The organism is Variovorax sp. P5_A3 (genome assembly GCF_056400665.1).
On sequence record NZ_JBFUKW010000039.1, the window covers coordinates 19,704 to 45,539 of the forward strand.

Consider the following 25,836-nt stretch of genomic DNA (forward strand, 5'->3'; position numbering starts at 1 on the left):
GTTCGTTACTTCGCCGCACCGCCGGCAACGGAAATCTCGACGCGGCGATTGGGCGCATTGCAACTCACGCGTGCTTCCTTGGGACCGCTGGTCGGACAAGACACGACGGGCTCCGCGCTTCCGACACCTTCGAAGCGCATGCGTTCCGCCGAGATGCCCTCTTCCGAAAGCACGCGGGCGATGGTGCTGGCGCGCTGTTCGGACAACAGGAGATTGCCCTGAACCGAACCGATCGGGTCGGCATGGCCACGCACCGTGACGCGGCTCACCGGGCTCGACGAATACTCGCGAACCTGCTGGGCGACCTTTCCTAGCTCATCGCGTCCACGCGAAGTGATCGATGCGTAGTCGCTCCTGCCGAAGTCGAACAGCACATCACCGCTGAGCGTGAAGCTGACCGGCTCCTGCTTCTTCGGCTCGGGCGCCTCTTCTTTCACCGGCTGGACTTCCTCTTGGCACGACACGACGGTGCTCGAGCGGTTGACGAATCGACGCTGCTCGACAGCGCCCTGAAGAAGTTGCTCGGCCTCGGCGCGAGGCATTGGCACGGGATCGCCACTGCAATTCTCGGAGACCGCCACGAAGTAGGTCTTGCCGCCTTGCAGGCTGACCCGCGTCGCCTGCTGCGCCTTGGCAACGAACTTCGGCGCGTCACCGATGTGGGCCTCGATCGAGTGGCTGCCCGTGGGCATGCAGAAGCGCGTGAACATGTCGGGCTTCAACGCCGTGTGAAAGACGCCATCGATGTAAATGTGCGCGGGTTCGACGCGGGCAGTGGAATTGCTGGCCGCCTTCCTGAAGAAGACGACCTGCGCCTGCTGCGCCGCCACCGGCGGCACTGGGCTATAGACGACGCCTTGCCGAGTCTGCGATGTGCCCTGTGCAAAGGCCGACGGCGCACTGAGCAGGCACAGAACGGACAGCGCCGCGGCGGCGATGCCTTGGCCAATGCGCGAGCGATGGCCAGAAGAAAGAAATGTTGACGATTGCATGAAAAGCTCCCGACGCCCCAATGGGGGCGCGTTAAAAATCTGAAGGGAATGTTCTTGAAAAGGCTGTGCCCTGGCGGGCATGGCGGCGAGAGAGCCACCACGCCCGACGAGAGGCTTACAGGATCGTGACGTGGACCTTGTCCTCGATCAGCAGTTCGCTGGTGCCGCCCAGGTTGGTGTAGACGGTGGGGTGAACGACCAGTTGCCGTCTTCGTCCACTACGGTCGTGCCGATGACCTGGCCGTTGTCTTCGATGATGATCTTGGAGCCCGGCTTGCCAACGCCGTTGAATTCTGGACGCGTGTCGTCGGTCGCTTGGCCGTTGGCGATCGGGCCCGTGACGGGACCCACGTCGTCGATGGTGCCTTCGATGCTGTTGCTTACCCAGGCCTTTGCGGGCGAGGGGACGTCGTTGGCTTCAGGAAGCGCGACATTCTTCGAGCCGCCGCCGTTCGACACAGCTGAAAAACCAGCCGCTGCCAAGCCACCCGCAAGCAGCAGGGGCCAGAACACAAAGTTGTCGTCCTCGCCGTCCGAGTCGCGTGCAACCGGATCGCCGGCCAGCGCAATCGCCGACGACTCGCCGTCGGCCAGCGAGAAGATGTCGCCTCCATCAGTACGACCGTAGGCATAGAGTTGACCGTCCTCGGCCACCCCATAGATGCCGGCCGGCTCCGACAGGCCGAAATAGCCTTCGAGCACCAGGGCAGGAGCACTTTCACCCTCCAGCGTGACATGCAGGTCGTCGCCGACGCGCGTCAGGGTGGCGTTTTCGGGAGCAACGTCGCCCGCGTCCTTAAGCAGGTACTTGACGCCCGCCTGGGCCTTGAGCTTGACCGGCTTGGCGCCGTCCAAGGCGATCGCGTCGCCCACGTTGTTGCCGTTCTTATTGATGGAAACCACAGTCTTCTTAGCCATAAAGCACCTCTAATAAAAATAAAAAAATGGGCGCGGCTCGAAATACTAGGCAACAGGGCCTGCAAGCCAGCGCAAACTCAAACAGGAATCGCACAGATCGGGAGCCTGATCACCCCCGGCACGCGCTCCAATTAACAAGCACCCAGTAACTTTATTGAAAGAGACGCAATGGAAACATGAGAAATTTCGGAGAACGCGGAGGACCTCGAGAAAAGGGGCGGTGATCAAGAAAATTCTCAATCTGCGAATGGCGGCGATCGAGGTCTTTGGATCGGACTCGTCTGCCCACGAATCGCGCATGATTCGAGATTTGGGTTGGTCTTTCGGCGGCTGAAGCCAAAATCGACACAAAGTGCGAACGCTGCCGAATCACGGCGCACCAATAACCTGCAACGGTAATATCAAATGCGACCCGAAATAAACACGGGAAAAATCTCAAAACTCCGAAACTCCGAAGCTCGAGAAAAAGAAGACGCCTTGAGAAAATTCCGCGGCAACTCCAAAAGGCAAGCATTCGCACCGACCTGCCTCAAGCATCGGAGTGCGATAACCTCACGAAATTGATGTTTATTCCAAGGACGTACCGTTCGCCGCGCCATTGAATTGGGCTCGACGGCGGAAACGGACGACTGCCGGCTCCGTCGAAAACTTCAGTGCATCACGGATTTCGCGCGTGAAGTGCGCGTGACTGGCGAGGGCTCGAAGCAGGCCGCAACGCGCAGGGACAGTCCGAGCGTAAGGAATTGCCGATCGAAAACCCCGAGTCGCGCGAGGCTCGTCGTGACGAAATGGCGCGTTTTCGAGTCGAAGGCCACACGGCCTATTTGGAGAGCGAACGACGTGAATCGCCTTGGGCGTGGTCGCAAGGGCGATCAGGTTGCGCACGCGCGGGGGCGGCAGCGAATCCTGAAGACGAAGCTTTTGGTGTGCCACCCTCAGAGCAAGCTGTCGACGCTGCGCATGGCGACCCGTGTCGCTTCGCGCAGCGCGCCCGGTCCGTGCAAATCAAAAACCGGCAGCTCAGGCGGCTGCGGCAGTTCGGGCGAGGCTCAACTCACACGAGCAGCGCGTTGACGCGCCGCACATAGGCGGCCGGATCGGCCGGCAGGCCGCCTTCGGCCAGGAGGGCCTGGTCGAAGAGGATGTTGGCCAGATCATCAAAGTGATCTGAACCTTCCAGCTTCTTGACCAGAGGATGCTCGGCATTCACCTCCAGCACCGGTTTGACATCCGGTGCAGGCTGGCCGGCCTGCTTCAGCATCCGCGCGAGCTGCGTGCTCATGCCGCCGTCCTGCACCACGAGGCAGGCGGGAGAATCAACCAGACGAGTGGTGACGCGCACGTCCTCGGCCTTGTCCTTGAGAGCTTCCTTGAGCCGCTCCAGCAGCGGCTTGAACGACTCCGCCGCCTCCTCGGCTGCCTTCTTCTCTCCTTCGTCCTGCAGCTTGCCGAGATCGACCGCGCCCTTGGCCACGCTCTGCAGCGGCGTGCCGTCGAACTCGGTCAGGTAGTTGAGCGCCCATTCGTCAACGCGGTCGGTCATCAGCAGAACTTCGATGCCCTTCTTCTTGAAGATCTCGAGTTGAGGACTGTTCTTCGCTGCGGCCAGGGTGTCGGCGGTGATGTAGTAGATCGCGTCCTGGCCTTCCTTCATGCGCGACTTGTAGTCGGCGAAGCTCACGCTGACGGTGTCGCTCGTGCTCGATGCAAAGCGCAGCAGCTTCGCGATGCGTTCGCGATTGCCGAAGTCCTCGCCCAAGCCTTCCTTGAGCACGGCGCCGAACTCGGCATAGAACTTGGCGTACTTGCCGGATTCGTCGGTGTAGCCCGCTGCAGCCTCGGCCGCGGGCGTGGTGTCGGCAGCCTTCTTGTCCACGACGTCGGTCACGCCTTCGGTCGGCTCGGGCGTGGGTACGGATTCTCCGGAACCGACGTCGATCTTGCCCTCGCTGCTCTCGCTGCCGGTCTTCTGTTTCTTTGCCAGGTCTTCCAGCATGCTCAGCACGCGCTTGGTGCTGCCTTCGCGGATCGCCTTCACGTCACGGCTTTCCTGCAGCAGTTCGCGGCTCACGTTGAGCGGCAGGTCTGCGGAATCGATGACGCCCTTCACGAAGCGCAGGTAGCTCGGCAGAAGCGCCTCGGCGTCGTCCATGATGAAGACGCGCTTGACGTAGAGCTTGACGCCCGCGCCCTTGTCGCGGTTCCACAGGTCCATCGGCGCCTTGGACGGGATGTAGAGGAGCTGCGTGTACTCGGTATTGCCTTCGACGCGGTTGTGGCTCCAGGCGAGCGGCGCCTCGTAGTCGTGGCTGATGTTCTTGTAGAACCCGACGTACTGCTCTTCGGTGATGTCCTTCTTGGCACGGCTCCAGAGTGCGTTCGCCTGGTTGACCGGCTCCCATTCGCCGGTCTTGACCATAGCGCCGCCCTTGTTGTCCTCGCCTTCCTTCCACTCCTCCTTCTCCATGAGGATGGGCAGGGAGATGTGATCGGAGTACTTGCCGATGATGGACTTGAGCTTCCAGGCGTTGAGGTACTCATCGGCGTCGTCGCGCAGATGCAGGATGACGCTGGTGCCACGCGGCGCACGCGTGATGCTGTCGACCTCGAAATCGCCGGCGCCGCCGCTGATCCAGCGCACGCCCTCTTCGGCCGGCAAGCCCGCGCGGCGCGATTCGACGGTGATCTTGTCGGCCACGATGAAGCCGGAGTAAAAGCCCACGCCGAACTGGCCGATGAGCTGCGCGTCGGCCTTCTGGTCGCCCGAGAGTTTGCTCATGAACTCCTTGGTCCCGCTCTTGGCGATGGTGCCGAGATTGTCGATGGCTTCCTGCTGGCTCAGGCCGATGCCGTTGTCGGTGATGGTGAGCGTCTTCGCGTCCTTGTCGAAGGAGACGCGCACGTCGAGACTGGGCTGGTCTTCATAGAGCGCAGGCTGGTCTATGGCCTCGAAACGCAGCTTGTCGCACGCATCCGACGCATTCGAGATCAGCTCTCTCAGGAAGATCTCCTTGTTGGAGTAGAGCGAGTGCGTGACGAGGTAGAGCAGTTGTGCGACTTCGGCCTGGAAGGGGAGTTTGGTCTTTGAAATGGTCATGGGGCTGAGAGCAATCGAAGAGGAAAACGCCGCAATCGGCGAGCAGACAACTTTACAAGACACGCACTGACGGAGCCATCGTGAAGAACATCACGCTACGGACGACGAGGACGGCTGCAGGGTTTTACCCGCAATTTTTTACAAAAAGTACTCCTTGAGATTTTTCTGAGAACTATGTCCTCGTGCGCGACACCGCCACAGCCGACTTTCCGACCCAGCGTGATCGCTGACCCGCCCCACTTGCCGATATCCCGATGTCGGCATCGTCGGGATGCCGACACCCCAGAACTGGAAGGGTGGCGCGTTATGTCGGGAATATGGATGGGTCGAAGGCGCGGCAGCGGCGCGGGCACGGCCAGGGGCATCCTGCTCGCGCTGTTGCTCGCGCCGCCGGTTTGCATCGCCGAATCGACCGTAGGATCGACGAGCGCTTCCACCCATCTCTCGTTCAAGATGGTGATCCCGCCGGTGTTCCGCGTGCTGCAGGTCACGCCCGTCAAGGACGGGCTACCAGTACCGTGTATGGACCAACGTGCCGTCGGTCCTTCTCAACGGCATCGAATATCGCTTCACCCGCGTCGGCGAAGCGCAACTGACCATCCCCGCCCCGCCCGCCGGCGTCTTCGTGGTCCACGGCCTCTGAGGACCAGGACCCGTGAGACCCCCGGCTGACGCCTGACTGCGCGGCAACGCGCAGTCGGCAGGGTCGCAAACGCTCAGTGCGGCGTGCCCGAAGTGATGCCGGCCATGCCGGTCGACTGGCCGAGCGCTTCGGTCTGCATGGGGTGCGAGGCTTCGACCGCGCCCTTGTAGACCTCTTCCCGCGTGAGTTGCGAATTGCCCACCGGTGCCGCTGTCGACTGGCCGACGGCTTCGGTGCCGGTCGGACGTGCCGCCGCCATCGCACCAGCGCTCACCTCTGCGCTCGACGTCGTGTTGTTCGTCTGCATCGGGTGATAGTCCGAGCCGTCGGATTGTGCGACGGCGCTCATCGAAGCGAATGCGGCGAGCGTTGCGAAGGTTCCGGCGGCGAGGACTTTGAGAGAAGCATGCATAAGGGTCTCCTGGATTGGTGTTGGCCACTCTAGGCGCCCTGAATGAGGCCGGAATGAGCGAAGACTTAGCTCAGGATGAGCGCGGCAGATACACGCGAGCGCGCAGGCCGTGGCCATCCGTCCGGTTCGACAGCACGATGCGCAGGCCATGTCGCACGGCGGCCGTCTGCGCGATTGCAAGGCCGAGTCCGCTGCCGCCCGGCGGGGCGCCCGCCACCCTGAAGAACCGGTCGAAGACCCGCTCGATCTGTTCCGTCGGAATTCCGGGCCCGTTGTCCGTCACATCGACCACCGGATGCCCGTCGACCTCATGCATCCGCACGTCGACCACGCCGCCTTCCGGCGCATAGCGCACCGCGTTGTCGATCAGGTTGTCGAACACGCTGCGCAGTTCGGCCGGCGGCGCCGACAACAGCGGCGCAATGCGGCCCTCGAAGCCCACGTCCACGCCGCGCTGGTCGGCCAGCACGAGGAGCTGCCCGACGCTGTCGCGCAGGAGCGCGGAGACATCCACGGGCCCGCGCGCGCTGGCCGCGGGCGCGTCCTGCCGCGACAGGCGCAGCAACTGCTCGATGAGATGCTGGGCGCGCTTCACGCCGCCTTCGAGCTGCGCGAAGCGATCCGTTGCATCGCCCGGCGGAACATGAGCGCGAAGGTTTTCGATCTGCAGGCCGATCGCGGTCATCGGCGTGCGCAACTCGTGCGCCGCATCCTGCATGAAGCGGCGCTGCGTCGACAAGGCATTGCGCAGGCGGGCGAGCAGGCTGTTGAAGGCGGTGACGAGCGGCGCAATTTCCTCCGGCACGCGCGTGACCGACAACTCGGCCGGGCTGCCGACCTCCTGCGTCGCCACTTCATTCGCCACGGCGCGCAGCGAACGCGACGCGGCCGACACGATCAGCAGCAGGATCAGGAGCGTCACCGGCAGCAGCACCAGGATCGGAAGACTCTCCAGCAAGGCACGGCGCACGATGCGGTTGCGCCGGAAGCTGTCGTTCTGCACGACCTGCACCCGCGGCATGTCCGCCACCGATCCCTCGGCGGTGTAGACGCGCCATGCGTCGCTGTCCCGCGTGCCGAGACGCAGGTCGCTGAAGCCCGGCTGCGACTGCAGCGGCAGCGAGAGCTCGGGCCATGAACTCGCGAGGAGCGTGCTTCCGTCGTTGTCGAAGATCTGGACGACGAAGGTGCCACGCAGGAGCACTTCGTCGTCGGTCGCCGGCTGCAGCGACGGCAGGCGGTGGTGCGTCGCATGGGACTCGGCCACCAGCCTCATCTGGTCGTCCATGAAGTTGTTGACCAGGCGCCCATAGGCCACGTAGGACAGCCAGGCCGTCGTCGCGATCGCGACCAGGTGAAGAGCGACAAGCCACAGCAGCAGTCGCCCGCGCAGCGACCGGGGCCGCAATCCCGGCATGATCACGCCGGCACGACCCGCCAGCCGAGCCCGCGCACGTTGCGAATCGCCTCCGCGCCCAGCTTGCGCCGCATGCCGTGGATCAGCACGTCGATGGCGTTGCTGGTGACTTCCTCGCCCCAGCCGTAGATGCGTTCCTCGAGCTGCTCGCGCGACAGGATGGCGCCGGGTCGCTCCAGCAGGGCGTGCAGCAGGGCGAACTCGCGCGCGGTGAGGACTTCGCGCACGCCGTTGACGATCACGTCGCGGGTGGTGAGGTCGAGCTGGAGCGCGGCGGTGCCGATGACCGAATGCGCGGCGCCGTCCCTGCGCCTCACCACGGCGCGCATGCGTGCCAGGAGTTCTCGCAGCTCGAAGGGCTTCATCAGATAGTCGTCCGCGCCAAGATCGAGGGTCTGGACGCGGTCGTCGAGCCCATCGCGCGCGGTGAGGACCAGCACCGGCGTGGCATCGCCGCGCTTGCGGGCGCGTCGGAGGACCTCGGTGCCGTCGGTCTTGGGCAGGCCCAGGTCGAGCAGCACGCAGGTGTAGCCGCCGTCTGCCAGTGCGCTGTGGGCCAGTGCGCCGTCGCGGACCCAATCGACCGACCAGCCCGCGTTGTCCAGCGCATGCTGAAGGCTCCGGCCGATCATTTCGTCATCTTCCACCAGCAGTGCGCGCACAGGCTCTCCTTGGGTCCGCAGACCATACCCGGCGAGGCTACGCCTGATTTCTTAGTCACGCATGAGCGTGTGGCCGGCAGCCCCGGGCCATGGTCAGCCAGCGCTGGGATTGCCCCCGCAACATGGTCGAGTCATGTCACACATGTTTCAGGAGCATCCCGGATGAATCTTCCCCTCAGGGCATCGTTGATCATGGTCGGCATGATGGGCGCATGGGCCGCCCAGGCACAACCACTCCCGGCGGGTGCAGTTGCAGCCGCGCCGGCTTCGGCGACAGCCAAGGCTCCTGCCGTGCCTGATCCGTCGAAGATGGCGGCCGCCCCCGGCGGCGGCGCCGGCAAGGTATGGGCCAATCACGACACCAAGGTCTATCACTGCATGGGCGACCGCTATTACGGAAAGACCAAGAAGGGCGAGTACATGACAGAGGCCGATGCCAAGGCCAAAGGAATGCACGCTTCGCACAACAAGGCTTGCGCGGCGTAGTCCGAACGCCGGTCGGTCGATCGGTGACGCCGGCCCGACGCTAGAAGCGCTCGTGCGCCCCCAGGTAGCGCCACTGCCCCACAGGCAGGTTGCCCAGGACCACGTTGCCGATGCGGATGCGCTTCAATCCCACGACCTTGAGCCCGACCAGCTCGCACATGCGGCGAATCTGCCGCTTCTTCCCTTCGGTCAGCACAAAGCGCAACTGCTCCGGGTTCTGCCAGTCGACCTTGGCCGGCTTCAGCGGCTGGCCGTCCAGGCTCAACCCATGGCGCAGTTTCGCCAACTGTTCGCGCGGAAACGCGGCCTGCGAGTTCTGCGCAACCGGGCCATAGGAGACGCGCACGAGGTATTCCTTCTCCATGCCCGAGTCCTCGCCGATCAGCTGGCGCGCAACGCGCCCATCCTGCGTCAACACCAACAGCCCCACCGAATCGATGTCGAGCCGGCCGGCCGGCGCGAGGCCGCGCAACTGCGGCGGCGAGAAGCGATTGCGGCTCGGATCCTCGCGCCAGTGGGTGCGCGGATTGATCAGTACCACCGCCGGCTCGTGGCCATCCTCTGCCTGCCCGCTCACATAGCCCATCGGCTTGTGGAGCAGGATCGTGACCTGTTGCTGCTGCTGGTTCTGCGCCTTCCTGTCGACCTCGATGCGATCGGAGGGGGTCACCTTCACGCCCATCTCGGCGACTTGTCCGTTGACCTTGACCCAGCCCTGGGCGATCCAGTCGTCGGCTTCGCGGCGCGAGCACAGGCCCATTTCGGCCATGCGTTTGTTCAGGCGGGAGGGGGCGGACGTGTCGGGCATGGAGTCGCGGAGGGGTTCGGGTGGCGAATGATTCTCCGCCATTCGACCGGCGGTGTTCCAATCGTGCCGCCGCCTCCAGGCTCACCGATGAAACTTGTCATCCTCACCGCGCTCGCCATGCTGGCCTTTGCCGGCAACTCGTTGCTGTGCCGGTTGGCGCTGCTGCACACGGGCATCGATGCGGCGACCTTCACCTCCGTGCGCCTGTTGTCCGGTGCCCTGGTGCTCTGGCTCATCGCCGCGCAGCGCAGCGGACCGGGCACGAAGAGCCTGGAGGGCGGATGGCTCTCGGCTCTCGCCTTGTTCGTCTACGCTGAAGCCTTTTCCTTCGCGTACCTCAGCCTGTCGGCCGGCACGGGCGCGCTGCTGCTTTTCGCGGCGGTCCAGATCAGCATGATCGGCTGGGGCCTGTATCGGGGAGAACGCCTGACACCTTTGCAGATCACCGGCTTCGTGCTCGCGGTCGGCGGGCTGATCTTCCTGCTCTTGCCCGGCCTGTCGGCGCCGCCCTTGCAGGGCGCCCTGCTGATGGCTGCAGCGGGCGTGGCCTGGGCCGTCTACTCGCTGCGAGCCAAGGGCGCAGGCGACCCCACGCGCGTGACGGCCGGCAACTTCGTGCGCGCCGCGCCGCTGGCATTGGCCGTCAGTGCCGCGATGCTGCCCTCGATGAAATGGGACCTCGCAGGCATCGGCTACGGGCTCGCCTCGGGCGTGTTGAGCTCCGGGATCGGCTACGTGATCTGGTACGCCGCGCTGCGCGGCCTCAGGATGACGAGCGCCGCCACCGTTCAACTCAGCGTGCCGGTGATCGCGGCCTTCGGCGGCGTGCTCTTCCTCGGCGAATCCGTCAGCCTGCGGCTGGTCATTGCATCGGTCGCGGTGCTGGGCGGCGTGGCTGTCGTGCTGCTCGCCCGTGCTCACGCCACCAGCCGATAGCCCACCGCTGTCTCGGTCAGCAGATGCCGAGGCTGCGCCGGATCGGCTTCGAGCTTCTGCCGCAGATGGCCCATGTAGATGCGCAGGTAGTGGCTTTGCTCGCCGTGCGACGGACCCCACACTTCCCGCAGCAACTGGCGCTGGGTGATCACGCGCCCGGCATTGGCGATCAGCACCGACAGCAGCCGGTACTCGGTCGGCGTGAGATGCACCTCGGCGCCCGCGCGTCGCACCAGCCGTGCGGTGCGGTCCACTTCGACCTCGCCGAAGCGGAACACGGGCTCGGGCTCTTCGCCACTGTTCGCCGTCCGCGGACGGCGCAGGTTGGCGCGCACGCGGGCCAGCAGCTCGCCGGTGCCGAAGGGCTTGGTCAGGTAGTCGTCGGCGCCGGCATCGAGCGCGGCGATCTTGTCGGCCTCGTCGGTGCGCGCCGAGAGCACGATGATCGGCACGCCCGACCACCCCCGCACGTCGCGGATCAGCGAGACACCATCGCCGTCCGGCAACCCCAGGTCGAGCACCAGCAGGTCGGGTTGACGCGTGCCTGCCGCGGCCAGTCCGTCGCGCAGCGTGCCGGCCTCGTGCACCTGCCAGCCCTCCGCCTCGAGCGCGCCGCGCACGAAGCGGCGTATTTGCGGCTCGTCCTCGATCACGATGGCTGTGGGGCTGGGCATGGTCGGATTCTCGATCGGAAATCGATGCGGAAAATCAGCCGGAAATGGCAGTCGACTCCGCAGGCTCGGGCGGCTCGCGACGCGGCAGCATGACGGTGAATTCTGCCCCTCCGCCCGACGCATTCGCCGCCGTGATTTCGCCGCCGTGCGCGCTGACCACCGCCTTGCAGATCGCCAGGCCCAGGCCCACCCCGGGTGTCGCCGATTCGGCCTGGCCGCGCGTGAACTTGTCGAACAGTGTCTGCTCGCGGCCCCGAAGCGCCGACGGGAGGCCTGGACCATGGTCGCGCACGCTCAGCACCAGCGCACGGTCGGTCGCACGCGCGCCGACCACGATGGGCGCGGCACCGTACTTGCCAGCGTTCTCCAGCAGATTGACGAGCACGCGCTCGATCAGAACCGCATCGAACTCGACCAGCGGCAGCTCGGGCGGCAACACGGTCTGCACAGCCATGTCGCCCAGCGCCGGACGCGCGGCGCGGATGGCAGAGCCCACCACTTCCTCGACGGACTGCCATTCGCGCCGGAGATTCACGGCGCCGCCGGCAATGCCGCTTTCGAGTCGCGCCATGTCCAGCAGGTTGTTCACCAGCGCGTGGAGCTGGTGCGCCTGCGCGACGATCGCGCGCGCCGCGTCGCGCTGCTCGCCGGTGCATGCGGGCAGCGTCTGCAGCGATTCGGCCAAGGCGATCAGCGCGGTCAGCGGTGTGCGCACATCATGCGAGATGGCGCCGAGCAGGGCGTTGCGTAGACGTTCCGATTCCATCTCGACCACGGCCTGCTGCGCCACGTCGACGTAGTGCACGCGCTCCAGCGCAATCGCGATCTGGCGGGCCAGCGTGTCGAGCTGGCGGGCCTGTTCGGGGATCAGCAGCCAGCGCGGCTGCGCGGGCTTCAGCGCGAGCACGCCGCGCACGCGCATCGGGGCCTTCAGCGGGATGTAATGCCAGGGCTGCGCCGCCAGGGTGGCGGTTGCCAGGCCCGCCGGCTGCCCCTGTCGAAAAGTCCAGTCGGCCACGCTGGGGTCGAAACCCTGTGGCGGGTCCACGGGCATGACGAGGCGGTCGTTGGCATCCGTCACCAGTACCACGGCAGGCCCGCCGAAATGCCCCTGCACCGCCGCCGCGCCGAGCGCCACGACCTGCGTGCTCTCGAGCGCGGCGGACAGCTCCCGCGTGAGTTCGAACAGCGACTGCGCCCTTCTCTCGCGGCTCGACGACACACCCGCGGCGAAACGCAGCCCCGCCGTCAACTGGCCGACCAGCAGCCCGACGCCGAGCATCACGCCGAAGGTCACCAGGTACTGCACGTCACTGACTGCGAAGGAAAAGCGCGGCGAGACGAAGAAGAAGTCGAAGGCCGCCACGTTGAGCATCGCGGCGAAGGCGGCCGGGCCGCGCCCGAAGCGCATCGCCACGCCGACGACACCGAGCATGAACAGCATGACGATATTGGCAAGCTCCAGCACCCCGACCAGCGGCATGGCGAGCAGCGTGATCGCAACGCTGGTGGCGGCCGCCCATGCGTAGCCGGGCCAACGGGCGATCGGACGGTCGACGTCTTCCACCTCCGGATCGCCACGCCGCCCGCCCGGTCGACCCTGCGCAAGGCGGCGCGAGCTGTCGGCCCGTGCGACCTCGACGATGTCCACGCCCGGCGCATGGCGCGCCAGTTCGGCTGTCACCGCGGGGGCAGGCCACCAGCGCGCCCAAGCGCCCGCCGGCTCGGCGCGCCCCACGACCAGCGTGGCGCAGTTGAGTCGCTGGGCCTGGGCGGCGAGTTCCTCGGCGACATCGACGCCGGTCAGCACCGCCGTCTCGGCGCCGAGTTCCTCGGCCAGCTTGAGCACGGCGAGGATGCGGTCCCGCTGTGCCGCATCGAGGCGTTGCAACCGGGGCGTCTCGACGTAGGCCGCATGCCAGCGCACATTGAGCTGCGCGGCCAGCCGGGCTGCCGTACGCACCGTCTGTCCCGCGCCTTCGTGCGGACCCACGCAAGCCAGGATGGCGCCGGAGGTGTTCCACGCAGGCGGCCCGGCATCGCCCTGCGGACCCGACTGCTCCACGCGCCAGCCACGAACGTCGTCTTCCACATGCTCGGCGGTGCGGCGCAGCGCGATCTCGCGCAACGCAATGAGGTTGCCCTTGCGAAAGAAATTCTGCGCCGCGCGCTCGGCCTGCTGCGGCAGGTAGACCTTGCCCGCAGCAAGCCTCGACGTGAGTTCGTCGGGCGTGACGTCGACCAGCACCACTTCGTCGGCCTCGTCGAGCACTGTGTCGGGCACGGTCTCGTGCACGCGCACGCCGGTGATCGCGCCGACCGTGCCGTTGAGGCTCTCCAGATGCTGCACATTGAGCGCGGACCAGACCTCGATCCCTGCCGCAAGCAACTCCTGCACGTCCTGCCAGCGCTTGGCGTGGCGAGACCCGGGTGCGTTGGAATGCGCCAGCTCGTCGACGAGCAGCACGGCCGGCTTGCGCGCGAGCGCGGCGTCGAGATCGAGTTCGGCGAGCGTGTGGCCGCGGTAGGCCACCTCGCGCAAGGGCAGCGTGTCCAGGCCCGTGAGCAGCGCCGCTGTCTCGCTGCGGCCGTGCGTCTCCACCACGCCGATCAGCACGTCGCGCCCGGCGGCCCGTTCGCGCTGCGCGGCGCTCAGCATCGCCCAGGTCTTGCCGACACCCGCGCTGGCGCCGAAATAGATGCGCAGTTTGCCGCGTTGCGAGCGCTGCTCCTCCGCGCGCAACTGGGCGAGCAGGACGTCGGGGTCGGGGCGGGCGTCGTCGTTCATCGGAGCAAGGCGACGCAGGTTATCTCATCGACCGATCCTTGCGCCGGCCCGCACGGTGATGCCGCCGCGCCGTGCGGGAGACCACCAACCACACGAAGCCCATCGGGATAAAAAGGGCCACGAGCGCGCACAGGGCGTGAATCACGTCATCGGCCATGGCGCGGCCCGCAACGCGCCAGATGATCGCGCCAACTGACGAGGCGCCCGATCTGCATCGGGGCAACGCGCGATCGCCAGGCGCACGCGCTGGGCGTCGGCACAGGTGACGGTGACGTCGAGCACTTGCCACAGCGTCGAGCTGCGCGTGCGCGTCACGCCGGGGTGTTCACGGTAGGCGGCGTAGGTCATGGAGGCTCCGGTTCAAGGAGAAGGTTGTTGTGCGTCGAGCGCCAGGTTGAGTGCCAGCACGTTGACGCGTGCCTCGCCGAGCAGCCCCCAGAGCGGCGCCTGGGTATGGGCGTCGATGAGTTGCTCGACCTGGCCGATCGGCAGGCTGCGCAGCCGCGCGATGCGTGCCGCCTGGTAGTGGGCCGCGGCCGGGCTGATGTCCGGATCGAGCCCGCTGGCCGAAGCCGTGACGAGGTCGACAGGCACCGCCACGGTGTTGCCCGGGTCGGCTGCGCGCAAGGCCTCGATGCGGCCCTTGACCGCATCCACCAGCGCCGGATTCAGCGGCCCCTGGTTGGCGCCGCCCGAGGCGCCGCCGTTGTAGGGCATGGGCGCCGTCGCCGAGGGCCGTCCCCAGAAGTGCTTCGGGTCCGTGAAGTTCTGGCCGATGAGCGCGGAGCCGACCGTCACCCCGTCGCGCACGACCAGGCTGCCGGCGGCCTGCGCCGGGAAGACCGATTTCGCGGCCCCCGTGACGGCCAGCGGATAGACGATGCCCGTGATCGCGCTGAGCAGCACGAAGAGCACCAGGGCGGGACGAAGAATGTTGTTCATGATGAAGTCCTCAGACCAGGCCGACCGCCACGAGCAGCCAGTCGATCAACTTGATGCCGACGAAGGGCACGATGAGGCCGCCCAGGCCGTAAATCGCGAGATTGCGCCGCAGCAGCGAAGCCGCACCGACGGGCCGGTAGCGCACGCCCTTCAGCGCGAGCGGGATCAGGAAAACGATCACCAGCGCGTTGAAGATCACCGCCGACAGGATGGCCGACGACGGACTCGCCAGTCGCATCACGTTGAGCGCGCCCAGCTGCGGATAGGTCGACACGAAGATCGCCGGAATGATCGCGAAGTACTTCGCTACGTCATTGGCGATCGAGAAGGTGGTGAGCGAGCCGCGCGTCATCAGCAGCGCCTTGCCGGTTTCGACCACTTCGAGCAGCTTGGTCGGGTTCGAATCGAGGTCGACCATGTTGCCGGCCTCCTTCGCGGCCTGCGTGCCGCTGCCCATCGCGACGGCCACGTCGGCCTGTGCCAGCGCCGGTGCGTCGTTGGTGCCGTCGCCGGTCATCGCGACGAGGCGGCCGTCGGCCTGGTAGCGGCGGATCAGCGCCAGCTTGTCCTCCGGCGTGGCCTCGGCGAGGAAATCGTCCACGCCGGCCTCGGCCGCGATGGCGGCGGCGGTGAGCTTGTTGTCGCCGGTGATCATCACAGTCTTGATGCCCATGCGGCGCAGCTCGGCGAAGCGCTCCTTGATGTCGTTCTTGACGATGTCCTTCAGCTCGACGATGCCGAGCACGCGCCGGTCCTCGGCCACCGCCAGCGGCGTGCTGCCGCGGCGCGCAACGGTGTCCGCGGCGCGCAGCACCTCGGCGGGCATGGTGCCGCCGAGCGCCTCGACGTGACGGCGCACCGCGTCCACCGCGCCCTTGCGCAGCGTGATTGCATCAGCGTCGAGGCTGTTCGGCGCGGGCGGCAGGTCGACGCCGCTCATGCGGGTCTGCGCGGTGAAGGCCACGAAGTGCGCGCCTTCGGCCCCCTTGTCGTCGGTGCCGCCACGGCGAGCCAGTTCGACGATGCTGCGGCCTTCGGGCGTTTCGTCGGCCAACGACGCGAGCAGTGCGGCACGCGCCAGCCGGTCCTGCGGAACGCCGGGAGCTGTAAGGAATGCACTCGCCTGCCGGTTGCCGTGCGTGATGGTGCCAGTCTTGTCGAGCAGCAGCACGTCGACGTCACCCGCCGCCTCGACGGCGCGGCCCGATGTGGCAATCACGTTGGCCTGCATCATGCGGCTCATGCCTGCCACGCCCACTGCGGACAGCAGCCCGCCGATGGTGGTCGGAATCAGGCACACGAGCAGCGCGACCAGCGCCGTGAGCGACACCACCGTGCCGGCGTTCGCCGCGCCGACGCTGAACACCGAGTAGGGCAGCAGCGTCGCGGTGACGACCAGGAACACGAGCGTGAGCGCCACCAGCAGGATCGTCAGCGCGATCTCGTTCGGCGTCTTCTGGCGCTTGGCCGCTTCGACCATGCCGATCATGCGGTCGAGGAAGGACTCGCCCGGGTTGACCGTGATGCGCACGACCAGCCAGTCCGACAGCACCCGCGTTCCGCCGGTGACGGCAGAGAAATCGCCGCCGGATTCGCGCACCACAGGCGCCGATTCGCCGGTGATCGCGCTCTCGTCGACCGAGGCCACGCCTTCGATCACCTCGCCGTCGAGCGGGATCACGTCATGGGCCTCGACCAACACGACGTCGCCACGGCGCAGGTCGGGCGCCTGCAGCGGCAACCACTTGCCGCCGTGGAAGGGCTGCTCCATCTTCTTGGCCCAGGTGTCCTTGCGCAGTCCGCGCAGCGACGCCGCCTGCGCCTTGCTGCGGCCTTCGGCGAGGGCTTCGGCGAAGTTGGCGAAGAGCACCGTGAACCACAGCCAGATCGAGACGGCGAGAACGAAGGGCGCCGGCATGCCGGTGTCGCCCGGGAAGCTCATCGCGTGCACCCACAACAGCGTCGTGAGGATGCTGCCGATGTAGACGATGAACATCACCGGGTTGCGCCATTGCACGCTCGGGCTCAGCTTGGTCACCGAGGCCCACAGCGCGGGGCGCAGAAGCGCTGCATCGAACAGCGACAGGGAAGTCTTGGTTTGCATATCGATCACTTCCAGAGCATCAGGTGCTCGACAACGGGGCCCAAGGCCAGCGCAGGCACATAGTTGAGCAAGCCAACCAGCAGCACGGTGCCGATCAGCAGCGTCACGAAGAGCGGGCCGTGCGTGGGCATCGTTCCGGCGGTCACCGGCAGGCGCTTCTTGGCGGCCAGTGCGCCGGCGATGGCGAGGACCGGCACGATCACGCCGAACCGGCCGAACCACATCACCACCGCAAGCAGCGCGTTGTAGAAAGGCGTATTGGCCGACAGCCCCGCGAAGGCGCTGCCGTTGTTGTTGCCGGCGGAGGTCAGCGCGTAGAGGATCTCGGAGAAGCCGTGCGCACCCGGGTTGGCGATGCCCGCCTTGCCCGCGTCCGCGATCACCGCGACGGCCGTGCCAGCCAGCACCAGGATGGGCGTGACCAGGATCGCGATCGAGGTCAGCTTCATCTCGTGGATCTCGATCTTCTTGCCGAGGTACTCGGGCGTGCGGCCGATCATGAGCCCCGCGATGAAGACCGCGAGGATCGCGAAGATCAGCATGCTGTAGAGCCCCGTGCCGACGCCGCCGAAGACGACCTCGCCAAGCTGCATCAACACCAGCGGCACCATGCCGCCGAGCGGCGTGAAGGAGTCGTGCATCGCGTTGACTGCACCGCACGATGCAGCGGTCGTGATCGCCGCGAACAGGCCCGAGGCGGCGATGCCGAAGCGCACTTCCTTGCCTTCCATGTTGCCTCCCGCCTGCATCAGGCTCGAAGCCTGGTCCACGCCCAGTGCGCCGATCAGCGGATTGCCGGCCTGCTCCGCGGGTATGACCACGACGACCGCGGCGACGAAGAGCACCGTCATCGCAGCCAGCACTGCCCAGCCCTGGCGCAGGTCGCCGACCACGCGGCCGAAAGCGAAGCAAAGCGCGGCCGGGATCAGGAAGATCGCCAGCATCTGCACGAAGTTGGCGAGCGCGGTCGGGTTCTCGTAGGGATGCGCCGAGTTGGCGTTGAAGAAGCCGCCGCCGTTGGTGCCGAGCATCTTGATCGCCTCCTGCGAGGCGACGGGACCCATGGCGAGGGTCTGCGTGGTGGTCGTTGCGTCCTCCGTCACCGGGTTGCCCGACGCATCCTTCAGCGGCTGGCCCGCGGCGTCCAGCTTGGGATTCTGGTAAGCCGTGGCCTCCACCGTGGTTACGGTCTTGTAGGCATCGAAGTTCTGGATCACGCCCTGGCCGGCGAAGAAGATCGCGAGCACGAAGGAGATCGGCAGCAGCAGCCACACGGTGATGCGCGTGACGTCCACCCAGAAGTTGCCCACGAAGCCCTTGCCGTCCGTGCTGCGCGCGGCGAAGCCCCGCGCCAACGCGAAGGCGACCGCGATGCCGGTAGCAGCGGAGAAGAAGTTCTGCACCGTGAGTCCGAGCATCTGCGTGAGATAGCTCATCGTCGATTCACCGGCATAGCCCTGCCAGTTGGTGTTGGAGACGAAGCTCACGGCAGTGTTGAAGGCCGAATCCGGCGACACCGCCGACATGCCTGCCGGGTTGAGCGGAAGCAGCGATTGCAGGCGTTGCAGGCCGTAGACGGCCACGGCGCCGATCGCATTGAATGCGAGCAGCGCCAGGGCGTAGGTGCGCCAGTGCATCGAAGCCTCGGGCGAGGCGCCCGCAAGCTTGTAGACCGGCGCTTCGACGCGCTGCATCCAGCGCGGCAGGCGGCCATCGCACATGGCCGCGAGGTAGCGGCCGAGGGGCCAGGCGAGAACGCCCAGGACGACGAGGTAGAGGGCCAGCAGGCCCCAGGCAGAGGCGTTCATTTCAGAACTCCTCCGCGCAGATGAGCGCGAACACAAGGTAGGCGAACAGAATCACGGTGAGCAGGCCGCCGAATCCGTAGAGGACTTCGAGGCTGATCACGAACGCTCTCCCTTGGGGCCGGCCAGCTTGAAGAGCCCGACCACCATCTCGGCCATCACGACCCACAGCGCCGCGAGGGCGGCAATCCACACGATGTCCATCTATCACTCCTGATGCGAGACAAGGGCTCCAGTCTCGGCAGGCGTGCGTAAAAAGGGGGAAGAGAGTCGAAGGGAGGCCGTAAAGAAAGCGTAAATGCCATCAGACTTTTCGCATTTCGCCGCCGCGAAGTGTGCGTATTGCACAAATGCCCGCCCTTTTGCAATGGCGCCCACCGGGACGTGAATTCGTTGCTATCCGATCGCCCGGGCGATGCGTACAACCCCTACATCCGCAGTGACGAAGGGAACATGACATGGACGCCGAAGCAATCGCACTGGTCGTCGACGAACCGATCGCCGGCCACTTCTATTGGGTGCTGCAGAAGCAGGACGGCTGCGACTGCCGACCCATCGACGCCGCCGCAGGCCCGATGCCTACCTACGGCGCGGCCATGATGGCCGGCATCGCGGCGCTGCAGCGTCGCGCCGACGACCGCGGGCCCGGCGCGAGCGTCGCCCCGATCGTGACGGCCTACGTCGATCCGTTCGAGGATCTCGGTCCGCCCACGATCCACTGAGCCCGGCGCTTTCGAGGAAGTCGCCGTTCGATACGGCGGCCATCTCGAATCGCGAACGCTTGGGTTGTCCCGTTCCGGCACACTGACCGGCGCACAGCGCCGCACCCGGTGGCGCTCCGACACAACGAGACATCCCATGATCCGAAAGCTGCTCACCTCTGTCGCCCTGGGGCTGGCATTCGCCGCCGTCGCACACGCCCAACCCTACCCCGCCAAGCCGATCCGACTGATCGTGCCCTTCCCGCCAGGCGGCGGCACCGACATCCTCTCGCGCCTGGTCGCGAACAAGCTCACCGAAACCAGCAAGTGGACGGTGGTGCCCGACAACCGCGCCGGCGCGGGCGGCACCATCGGCATCGCCGAGGCCGTGCGCTCCGCACCCACCGGCTACGACATGGTGATGGGCCAGAAGGACAACATGGTCGTCGCGCCGTGGCTCTACAAGAACCTGAGCTACGACCCGACCAAGGACCTGACGGCCGTGGCGCACGTGGCCTACACGCCCGTGGTGATCGTCACCCGCACCGAATCGAAATTCAAGACGCTGGCCGATGTGGTCAATGCCGCGCGCGCGGCGCCCGATTCGATCACCTACGGATCGCCGGGGAACGGCACGACCATTCACCTGGCCGGCGAGATCTTCAAGACCGCCGCGAACATCAAGATGCGCCATGTGCCCTACAAGGGCTCCAACGCCGCGATGATGGATGTGCTGGCCGGCAACGTCGACCTGATGGTGTCCTCGCTACCTTCGGCGATGGCCCAGATCAAGTCGGGCAAGCTGCGCCCGCTGGCGGTGACCTCCCTGCGCCGCAGCAGCTCGCTGCCCGACGTGCCGAGCGTGGCCGAGCTGGGCTACAAGGACTTCGACGTGAGCACCTGGTATGGCCTGTTCGTGCCGGCGGGCACGCCCAAGGAAATCGTCATGACCGTGAACGCCGAGGTGAACAAGCTGCTCGCGACGCCCGAGATGAAGGCCGCGATCATCGCCCAGGGCGCCGAGCCGCAGAGCATGACGCCGGAACAGTTCGGCGCCCTGCTGAAGACCGACTACCAGAAGTGGCGCGGCATCGTGCAGGCCTCTGGCGCAACGGTTGAATAGGCACACCCCCAGGCTCGTGCACTTCGTGTCACTCTCCACCCCCTTGCAGGGGGCAACACCGGCGGCCCGGCGGAGCCGGTTCCGCGGTGTTCCGCGAAGGGGCCTGGCTTCGCCGGCCGGCCTATTGGTCGCGGATGTCCGCTACGGGGGTGGTGCCGAAATCGGGGCGGTCGAGGTATTTGAGGATCTTTGCGGCGGCGGAGGTCGGGGAGTCGAGGAGGCCCTCGGCCTTGAGCTTCTGGAAGCGCGCGTAGTCCGGGAACATGGCGGGTTCGCTTTCGCGCAGTTGGACCTGCATGTCGGTGTCGATCACGCCGGGTGCGAGCGAGACGATCCTTGCGCCGCCATCGCCCTTTTCCTCGAGCGCCACGGCGCGCGAGAAATGGTCCATGCCCGCCTTGGAGGCGCAGTAGGGCGCCTGGCTGCCCATCGCGTTGCGGCCCAGGCCGGACGAAATGTTGAGGACCTTGCGAACGGCGCGCCAGCCCTTGGTCGCACCCAGGAAGGCGGACGTCAGCAACATCGGCGCCTCCAGGCCCACGCGCAACGTCTGCGCCAACTCCGCTGGTACGGCTTCCGACAGGGGACACGGGCGTCCGACGGTGCCGGCGTTGTTGATGAGCGTGGCGCTGTCGACGCCTTGCGGGTCGATCGCCTTCAGCCAGGCCGACAGGCGCTCGGCGGCGGCGACCGGATCGGCGAGGTCCTGTTGCCATTGCTCCAGTTCGGCGCCGGCGTCACGGGCGAGCGCGGCAAGCTGCCCGTCGCTCTGGCGCGAAATGCAAAGCAGGCGCCGACCAGGCTGCAGCAACTGCTCGGCCATGGCGCGGCCCAGGCCGCGGGAGGCGCCGGTGATGACGGTGAGGTGAGATGAAGTCATGAGCGTCTTCGTGAGAAAGGTTGTGCGGGCGATGGCTCCGCGCCCAGGCGATGGTATCGATGTGTTGACTAAAATCGGGCGCCCTTCTTACATTCCCGGCCATGCCAACCCACTACCAAGCAGCGAGCGAGCCGAACCATTTCGCCCAGCGTTTTGGTATCGCATGCCAACCGGACGGGGCGATCGTCCGGCCAGGACAACAGGGTCTGTTCGTTCGATGCCCCCGCGCGGATCGCACCAGCCAGGATGCGCTGGCGCGCTTCGAGGTCGCGCCCGGCCGTTGGGGCCTGATCCCGCTTTTCTCGAAGGACGGGCAGGACCAGGACACTTTTGAGGCCCGCAGCGAAACCGCGTCCGCTGAGCGCAATTTCTACCAGCCCTGGAAGCGCGGACACCGCTGTGTGATCCTGGCGGACGCCATTTTCCAGGCCGGCGAAACCGAGGAATCGGTTGTCCGCGTTTCGCGCGTCGATGGCCAGCCACTGGCTCTGGCCGGACTGTGGAACGGCTGGCGATCGCCCGCCGGCGAGTGCGTCGAGAGCTTTGCGCTGCTGACTTTTGGCGCTCCCGAACAGCCCGAGCGACGCCGCAGCGTCATCCTGCGCGACGCGTGGATCGACGATTGGCTGCACTGCCCGGTCGAGGAAACAGCCGCGTACCTTCGGCCCTATGCCGACGACAAGCTGGTGCGCCGGGCCCTGCCGGTCGACGCGTAGGCTCTAGCCTGCACCCTTCCCCGACAACCCGTTCACCCGCAGCGCTTCGAGGTCGGTGACACGCAATCCGCCGTATTCGACACGTATCGCGCCCTGGGCCTGCAAGGTCCGTAGCGCCTCGTTGACCCGCTGGCGCGACAGCCCGATGAGATAGGCCAGTTCCTGCTGGGTGATGCGCAGCAACTCGCCCACGCCGGGGAACAGCACCGGATTGAACAGCGCCGCCAGATTGCGCGCCACGCGCGCATCGGGGTTGTTGAGCCGGTCGGCTTCGCGCGCGGCGATGAACTGGCCCAGCCGCTCGTTGAGCTGGTTCATCACGAAGCGGTTGAAGCCGATCGAGTGGTCGAGGAGCCAGTGGAAATCGTCGACCGGCAATCCCGCCACTAGGCTGCGCCGCAGCGCCTGGATGTTGTAGCGATAGGGTTCTCGCTTGAGCGCCGTGCCTTCGCCGAACCAGCCGCCGGGCGGCAGTCCACTGTAGGTCATGGAGGTGCCGTCGGCATTGTCGTTGCTCATCTTGAGAAGGCCTTCGACCACACCGAACCAGTAGGTCGGCGGTCGGCCGATGCGGCACACGAGATCGCCGGGTTCGGCCTCGCCGACCACCACGGCCGTTTCGGCCCGACGGCGTTCGACGGGCGAGAGCGTGCGCAGCCAGGGGATGTTGTCGAGCTCCTCCGTGCTGGCCGGACGCACGCGGTCGCGGATCGATGAAGTGCCGCCGTCACTGCCGATGGGCATCGGGAAACTCCCGGGAGTAGTGTCCCTAGGATTGTCGTCGGAACGACAAGTTGGCGTCAAAGCTGGTTCTACAGTCCGCCCATCGTGCAGACCACAGCCAATACCTTCCCTCGCCTCCTGCTGAGCCACGTCAGGCAGCAGCCCGACGCGCCGGCCGTGCGCGAGAAGGATCTCGGCATCTGGCAGACCTGGAGCTGGTCCGCGGTCGCGCGGGAGGTTCGAGAGATTGCGTGCGGGCTGGCAAGCCTGGGTTTCAAGGCCGGCGACAACCTCGCGATCGTCGGCGCGAACCGGCCGCATCTCTACATGGCGGTGGTCGCGGCGCAAAGCCTGGGCGGCGTGCCCGTGCCGCTCTACCAGGATGCCGTTGCCGGCGAGATGGTCTTCATGCTGGAGGACGCCTCCGTCGAGTTCGTGATCGTCGAGGACCAGGAGCAGGTCGACAAGCTGCTCGAGTGCCGCGACATCCAGAAGGACAAGCGGTCCGCCATCCGCCACATCGTCTACGACGACCCGCGCGGCCTGCGCCACTACGACCAGCCGGGCTTGATGAGTTACGAGAAGCTGTGCGAACTGGGCCGCGCCTGGGACGCCGCGCACCCCGGGATCTTCGACCAGTGCGTGGCGGCCGGTCAGCCTGGGGACGTCGCGGTCATCCTCTACACCTCCGGCACCACCGGCCGACCCAAGGGCGTGTGCCAGACGCATGCGAGCTTCATCGCAGCGGGCCGCGGCGGCGTGGAAACCGACAAGCTCGGCCCGGGCGACAACATCATGAGCTACCTGCCGATGGCCTGGGTCGGCGACCACCTGTTCTCGGTGGCGCAATGGCTGGTCGGCGGCTTCACGCTCAACTGTCCGGAATCGTCCGACACGGTCATGAACGACATGCGCGAGATCGGCCCGAGCTACTACTTCGGCCCGCCGCGAACCTTCGAGGGCCTGCTCACGGCGGTATCGATCCGCATGGAAGACGCCGCAGCGCCCAAGCGCTGGCTGTATGCGAAATTCATGGCGCTGGCGCGACGCGTGGGCGCCGACATCCTCAACGGCGCCCCGGTCGGATTCGGCGACCGGCTGATGTACGCCATCGGCAATCTGGTGATCTACGGGCCGCTGCGCAACGTGCTCGGCATGAGCCGCATCCGGGTGGCATACACGGCGGGCGCCGCGATCGGACCGGACCTCTTCCGCTTCTATCGCTCCATCGGCGTCAACCTCAAGCAGTTCTACGGCCAGACCGAGACCTGTGCCTACGTGTGCCTGCAGCAGGACGGCAAGGTCAAGCTGCAGACCGTGGGCAGCGCCGCGCCCGGCATCGAACTCAAGATCGCACCGGATGGCGAAGTGCTCGTGCGCGGCGTGTCGGTGCTCAAGGAGTACTACAAGCGGCCCGACGCGACCGCCGAGGTCCTCGACGCGGATGGCTACTTCCACACCGGCGACGCCGGCGTGCTCGACGCGGAAGGCCACCTGCGCATCATCGACCGCGCCAAGGACGTGGGCCGCATGGCCGCGCCGGTCGGTGCCGCCGCCGGGGCCATGTTCGCGCCCAATTACATCGAGAACAAGCTCAAGTTCTTTCCGCAGATCAAGGAGGCCGTGTGCTTCGGCCACGAGCGCGACCAGGTCTGCGCCTTCATCAACATCGACTACGAGGCCGTGGGCAACTGGGCGGAACGCCGCGGACTGCCTTACGGCGGCTACGTCGATCTCGCCGGCAAGGCGGAAGTGCTGGCGCTGGTGGCCGACTGCATCGCCAAGGTCAACGCCGACCTCGCCGGGGAGGAAGGCATGGCCGACACGCAGATCGCGCGCTTCATGGTGCTGCACAAGGAGCTCGACCCCGACGACGACGAACTCACCCGCACGCGCAAGGTGCGCCGTGGCTTCATCGCCGGCAAGTACGCGGTGCTGGTCGATGCGCTCTACGGTGGCAAGTCCGAGCAGTACATCGAGACGCAGGTCAAGTTCGAGGACGGCCGCACGGGCATGGTCAGCGCCACCTTGAAGATCGTCGAAGCCAAGGGCTTCGCGCCCATGAAGGCGGCCGCATGACGAGCGCAGCGCCGGGCCGCCCCAAGCAAGCTCGCACCCCCTCGGGGGGCAGCGAGGACACGACGTGCCGAGCGTGGGGGCCGCAATGAACAGGAAGATCGGCGAGGTCATCCTGGATGTGCAGAACATCAGCCTGAGCTTCGGTGGCGTGAAGGCGCTGACGGACATCAGCTTCAACGTACGCGAGCACGAGGTGCGCGCCATCATCGGTCCCAATGGCGCGGGCAAGAGCTCGATGCTCAACTGCATCAACGGCGTCTACCAGCCGCAGCAGGGCTCCATTACCTTCCGCGGGCAGCAGTTCAAGCACATGAACTCTCGTCAGGTGGCCGAGATGGGCGTGGCGCGCACCTTCCAGAACCTGGCGCTGTTCAAGGGCATGAGCGTGCTCGACAACATCATGACGGGCCGCAACCTCAAGATGAAGAGCGGCCTGCTGGCGCAGGCGCTGCGCTGGGGCCCGGCGGAACGCGAGGAGCTCGCGCAGCGCGAGTTCGTCGAACGCATCATCGACTTCCTCGAGATCCAGTTACACCGCAAGACACCGGTGGGTCGCCTGCCCTACGGCCTGCAGAAGCGCGTCGACCTCGGACGCGCGCTCGCCATGGAGCCCCAGGTGCTGCTGCTCGACGAGCCGATGGCCGGCATGAACGTCGAGGAGAAGCAAGACATGAGCCGCTTCATCCTCGACGTGAACGACGAGTTCGGCACCACCATCGTGCTGATCGAGCATGACATGGGCGTGGTGATGGACATCTCGGATCGCGTGGTGGTGCTCGACTACGGCAAGAAGATCGGCGATGGAACGCCACATGAGGTACGGAACAACGAGGACGTGATCCGCGCATACCTCGGCACGGAACATTGACGATGCGACCCCTCCGCACCCCGAATTGCTCCTTCCCCCTCTGGGGGAAGGCCGGGATGGGG

Annotated in this window: 23 protein-coding genes; 7 read left to right on the top strand and 16 right to left on the bottom strand. The window is 66.4% G+C overall.

Annotated elements, in window-relative coordinates; translation table 11 throughout:
• Positions 1 to 5: 5 nt before the first annotated feature.
• The 6 genes from AC1D3B_RS33750 to AC1D3B_RS33775 all read right to left on the bottom strand — a co-directional run bounded on the left by AC1D3B_RS33750 (position 6) and on the right by AC1D3B_RS33775 (position 8,141).
• Complete coding sequence (locus tag AC1D3B_RS33750) at positions 6 to 992, bottom strand: OmpA family protein (RefSeq protein WP_478195032.1); 987 nt, start codon at positions 990 to 992, stop codon at positions 6 to 8.
• Between the two features lie 147 nt (positions 993 to 1,139).
• On the bottom strand, positions 1,140 to 1,865 hold the full coding sequence (locus AC1D3B_RS33755) for a hypothetical protein (protein ID WP_478195033.1): 726 nt from the start codon (positions 1,863 to 1,865) through the stop codon (positions 1,140 to 1,142).
• Between the two features lie 1,099 nt (positions 1,866 to 2,964).
• The gene (gene htpG, locus AC1D3B_RS33760) at positions 2,965 to 5,007 is read right to left on the bottom strand and encodes a molecular chaperone HtpG (RefSeq protein ID WP_478195034.1); all 2,043 of its coding nucleotides are present in this window, start codon (positions 5,005 to 5,007) and stop codon (positions 2,965 to 2,967) included.
• Positions 5,008 to 5,723: 716 nt separating this feature from the next.
• A complete protein-coding gene (locus AC1D3B_RS33765) occupies positions 5,724 to 6,062 on the bottom strand; it encodes a hypothetical protein (RefSeq protein WP_478195035.1) in 339 nt (112 codons plus the stop codon).
• Positions 6,063 to 6,132: 70 nt separating this feature from the next.
• Entirely contained in the window at positions 6,133 to 7,479 is a 1,347-nt protein-coding gene (locus tag AC1D3B_RS33770; protein WP_478195036.1) for a sensor histidine kinase, read from the bottom strand.
• Positions 7,480 to 7,481: 2 nt separating this feature from the next.
• Positions 7,482 to 8,141, bottom strand: coding sequence for a response regulator (locus AC1D3B_RS33775; protein ID WP_478195037.1), 660 nt, complete (start codon positions 8,139 to 8,141; stop codon positions 7,482 to 7,484).
• 69 nt (positions 8,142 to 8,210) lie between these two features.
• Here AC1D3B_RS33775 and AC1D3B_RS33780 point away from each other — a divergent pair, with 69 nt between their 5' ends.
• Positions 8,211 to 8,627, top strand: coding sequence for a signal peptide protein (locus AC1D3B_RS33780; RefSeq protein WP_478195038.1), 417 nt, complete (start codon positions 8,211 to 8,213; stop codon positions 8,625 to 8,627).
• 40 nt (positions 8,628 to 8,667) lie between these two features.
• Here the strand turns inward: AC1D3B_RS33780 and AC1D3B_RS33785 are convergent, their stop codons facing one another.
• Positions 8,668 to 9,435 (bottom strand): pseudouridine synthase, encoded by a 768-nt coding sequence (locus AC1D3B_RS33785; RefSeq protein WP_478195039.1) that lies wholly within the window; start codon positions 9,433 to 9,435, stop codon positions 8,668 to 8,670.
• 87 nt (positions 9,436 to 9,522) lie between these two features.
• On the opposite strand from AC1D3B_RS33785, the gene AC1D3B_RS33790 reads away from it, so the two are divergent.
• Positions 9,523 to 10,371 carry a DMT family transporter gene (locus AC1D3B_RS33790; RefSeq protein ID WP_478195040.1) on the top strand — a complete coding sequence of 283 codons (849 nt, stop codon included), beginning with the start codon at positions 9,523 to 9,525 and terminating at the stop codon, positions 10,369 to 10,371.
• Here AC1D3B_RS33790 and kdpE read toward each other — a convergent pair.
• From kdpE to kdpF, 7 genes are all read right to left on the bottom strand, one after another.
• Positions 10,353 to 11,045 (bottom strand): two-component system response regulator KdpE, encoded by a 693-nt coding sequence (gene kdpE / locus AC1D3B_RS33795; protein ID WP_478195041.1) that lies wholly within the window; start codon positions 11,043 to 11,045, stop codon positions 10,353 to 10,355. The two genes, AC1D3B_RS33790 and kdpE, sit on opposite strands and share 19 nt — an antisense overlap.
• A 34-nt stretch (positions 11,046 to 11,079) precedes the next feature.
• Positions 11,080 to 13,833, bottom strand: coding sequence for a DUF4118 domain-containing protein (locus AC1D3B_RS33800; protein WP_478195042.1), 2,754 nt, complete (start codon positions 13,831 to 13,833; stop codon positions 11,080 to 11,082).
• Between the two features lie 141 nt (positions 13,834 to 13,974).
• Positions 13,975 to 14,181 carry a hypothetical protein gene (locus AC1D3B_RS33805; protein ID WP_478195043.1) on the bottom strand — a complete coding sequence of 69 codons (207 nt, stop codon included), beginning with the start codon at positions 14,179 to 14,181 and terminating at the stop codon, positions 13,975 to 13,977.
• A gap of 12 nt (positions 14,182 to 14,193) precedes the next feature.
• The gene (gene kdpC, locus AC1D3B_RS33810; protein WP_478195044.1) at positions 14,194 to 14,775 is read right to left on the bottom strand and encodes a potassium-transporting ATPase subunit KdpC; all 582 of its coding nucleotides are present in this window, start codon (positions 14,773 to 14,775) and stop codon (positions 14,194 to 14,196) included.
• A 10-nt stretch (positions 14,776 to 14,785) separates the two neighbouring features.
• Positions 14,786 to 16,879: a potassium-transporting ATPase subunit KdpB gene (kdpB, locus tag AC1D3B_RS33815; RefSeq protein ID WP_478195045.1), complete on the bottom strand. Its 2,094-nt coding sequence runs from the start codon at positions 16,877 to 16,879 to the stop codon at positions 14,786 to 14,788.
• Positions 16,880 to 16,884: 5 nt separating this feature from the next.
• The gene (gene kdpA, locus AC1D3B_RS33820; protein WP_478195046.1) at positions 16,885 to 18,687 is read right to left on the bottom strand and encodes a potassium-transporting ATPase subunit KdpA; all 1,803 of its coding nucleotides are present in this window, start codon (positions 18,685 to 18,687) and stop codon (positions 16,885 to 16,887) included.
• A 1-nt stretch (position 18,688) separates the two neighbouring features.
• Entirely contained in the window at positions 18,689 to 18,787 is a 99-nt protein-coding gene (kdpF, locus tag AC1D3B_RS33825) for a K(+)-transporting ATPase subunit F (RefSeq protein ID WP_478114019.1), read from the bottom strand.
• Between the two features lie 355 nt (positions 18,788 to 19,142).
• On the opposite strand from kdpF, the gene AC1D3B_RS33830 reads away from it, so the two are divergent.
• Both AC1D3B_RS33830 and AC1D3B_RS33835 read left to right on the top strand, forming a co-directional pair.
• Complete coding sequence (locus AC1D3B_RS33830; RefSeq protein WP_478195047.1) at positions 19,143 to 19,406, top strand: hypothetical protein; 264 nt, start codon at positions 19,143 to 19,145, stop codon at positions 19,404 to 19,406.
• Positions 19,407 to 19,542: 136 nt separating this feature from the next.
• Positions 19,543 to 20,508: a Bug family tripartite tricarboxylate transporter substrate binding protein gene (locus AC1D3B_RS33835; RefSeq protein WP_478195048.1), complete on the top strand. Its 966-nt coding sequence runs from the start codon at positions 19,543 to 19,545 to the stop codon at positions 20,506 to 20,508.
• 121 nt (positions 20,509 to 20,629) lie between these two features.
• Here AC1D3B_RS33835 and AC1D3B_RS33840 read toward each other — a convergent pair whose 3' ends face one another.
• A complete protein-coding gene (locus AC1D3B_RS33840; RefSeq protein WP_478195049.1) occupies positions 20,630 to 21,388 on the bottom strand; it encodes an SDR family NAD(P)-dependent oxidoreductase in 759 nt (252 codons plus the stop codon).
• 101 nt (positions 21,389 to 21,489) lie between these two features.
• Here AC1D3B_RS33840 and AC1D3B_RS33845 point away from each other — a divergent pair, with 101 nt between their 5' ends.
• A complete protein-coding gene (locus AC1D3B_RS33845) occupies positions 21,490 to 22,104 on the top strand; it encodes an SOS response-associated peptidase (protein ID WP_478195050.1) in 615 nt (204 codons plus the stop codon).
• 3 nt (positions 22,105 to 22,107) lie between these two features.
• Here the strand turns inward: AC1D3B_RS33845 and AC1D3B_RS33850 are convergent, their stop codons facing one another.
• Entirely contained in the window at positions 22,108 to 22,848 is a 741-nt protein-coding gene (locus AC1D3B_RS33850) for a Crp/Fnr family transcriptional regulator (RefSeq protein WP_478195051.1), read from the bottom strand.
• An 84-nt stretch (positions 22,849 to 22,932) separates the two neighbouring features.
• Between AC1D3B_RS33850 and AC1D3B_RS33855 the strand changes: the two genes are divergently transcribed.
• Together AC1D3B_RS33855 and AC1D3B_RS33860 are read left to right on the top strand one after the other, a co-directional pair.
• Positions 22,933 to 24,906 carry an AMP-dependent synthetase/ligase gene (locus tag AC1D3B_RS33855; protein WP_478195052.1) on the top strand — a complete coding sequence of 658 codons (1,974 nt, stop codon included), beginning with the start codon at positions 22,933 to 22,935 and terminating at the stop codon, positions 24,904 to 24,906.
• A gap of 85 nt (positions 24,907 to 24,991) precedes the next feature.
• Positions 24,992 to 25,774: an ABC transporter ATP-binding protein gene (locus AC1D3B_RS33860; RefSeq protein ID WP_478195053.1), complete on the top strand. Its 783-nt coding sequence runs from the start codon at positions 24,992 to 24,994 to the stop codon at positions 25,772 to 25,774.
• Positions 25,775 to 25,836: the final 62 nt, after the last annotated feature.

Excerpts from the sequence above, each read along its gene's own strand:
- AC1D3B_RS33750 (WP_478195032.1), bottom strand. The coding sequence starts at position 992 with ATGCAATCGTCAACATTTCTTTCTTCTGGCCATCGCTCGCGCATTGGC.
- htpG (WP_478195034.1), bottom strand. The coding sequence starts at position 5,007 with ATGACCATTTCAAAGACCAAACTCCCCTTCCAGGCCGAAGTCGCACAA.
- AC1D3B_RS33765 (WP_478195035.1), bottom strand. The coding sequence starts at position 6,062 with ATGCATGCTTCTCTCAAAGTCCTCGCCGCCGGAACCTTCGCAACGCTC.
- AC1D3B_RS33770 (WP_478195036.1), bottom strand. The coding sequence starts at position 7,479 with ATGCCGGGATTGCGGCCCCGGTCGCTGCGCGGGCGACTGCTGCTGTGG.
- AC1D3B_RS33785 (WP_478195039.1), bottom strand. The coding sequence starts at position 9,435 with ATGCCCGACACGTCCGCCCCCTCCCGCCTGAACAAACGCATGGCCGAA.
- AC1D3B_RS33790 (WP_478195040.1), top strand. The coding sequence starts at position 9,523 with ATGAAACTTGTCATCCTCACCGCGCTCGCCATGCTGGCCTTTGCCGGC.
- kdpE (WP_478195041.1), bottom strand. The coding sequence starts at position 11,045 with ATGCCCAGCCCCACAGCCATCGTGATCGAGGACGAGCCGCAAATACGC.
- AC1D3B_RS33800 (WP_478195042.1), bottom strand. The coding sequence starts at position 13,833 with ATGAACGACGACGCCCGCCCCGACCCCGACGTCCTGCTCGCCCAGTTG.
- AC1D3B_RS33805 (WP_478195043.1), bottom strand. The coding sequence starts at position 14,181 with ATGACCTACGCCGCCTACCGTGAACACCCCGGCGTGACGCGCACGCGC.
- kdpC (WP_478195044.1), bottom strand. The coding sequence starts at position 14,775 with ATGAACAACATTCTTCGTCCCGCCCTGGTGCTCTTCGTGCTGCTCAGC.
- kdpB (WP_478195045.1), bottom strand. The coding sequence starts at position 16,879 with ATGCAAACCAAGACTTCCCTGTCGCTGTTCGATGCAGCGCTTCTGCGC.
- kdpA (WP_478195046.1), bottom strand. The coding sequence starts at position 18,687 with ATGAACGCCTCTGCCTGGGGCCTGCTGGCCCTCTACCTCGTCGTCCTG.
- AC1D3B_RS33830 (WP_478195047.1), top strand. The coding sequence starts at position 19,143 with ATGGACGCCGAAGCAATCGCACTGGTCGTCGACGAACCGATCGCCGGC.
- AC1D3B_RS33835 (WP_478195048.1), top strand. The coding sequence starts at position 19,543 with ATGATCCGAAAGCTGCTCACCTCTGTCGCCCTGGGGCTGGCATTCGCC.
- AC1D3B_RS33840 (WP_478195049.1), bottom strand. The coding sequence starts at position 21,388 with ATGACTTCATCTCACCTCACCGTCATCACCGGCGCCTCCCGCGGCCTG.
- AC1D3B_RS33845 (WP_478195050.1), top strand. The coding sequence starts at position 21,490 with ATGCCAACCCACTACCAAGCAGCGAGCGAGCCGAACCATTTCGCCCAG.
- AC1D3B_RS33850 (WP_478195051.1), bottom strand. The coding sequence starts at position 22,848 with ATGCCCATCGGCAGTGACGGCGGCACTTCATCGATCCGCGACCGCGTG.
- AC1D3B_RS33860 (WP_478195053.1), top strand. The coding sequence starts at position 24,992 with ATGAACAGGAAGATCGGCGAGGTCATCCTGGATGTGCAGAACATCAGC.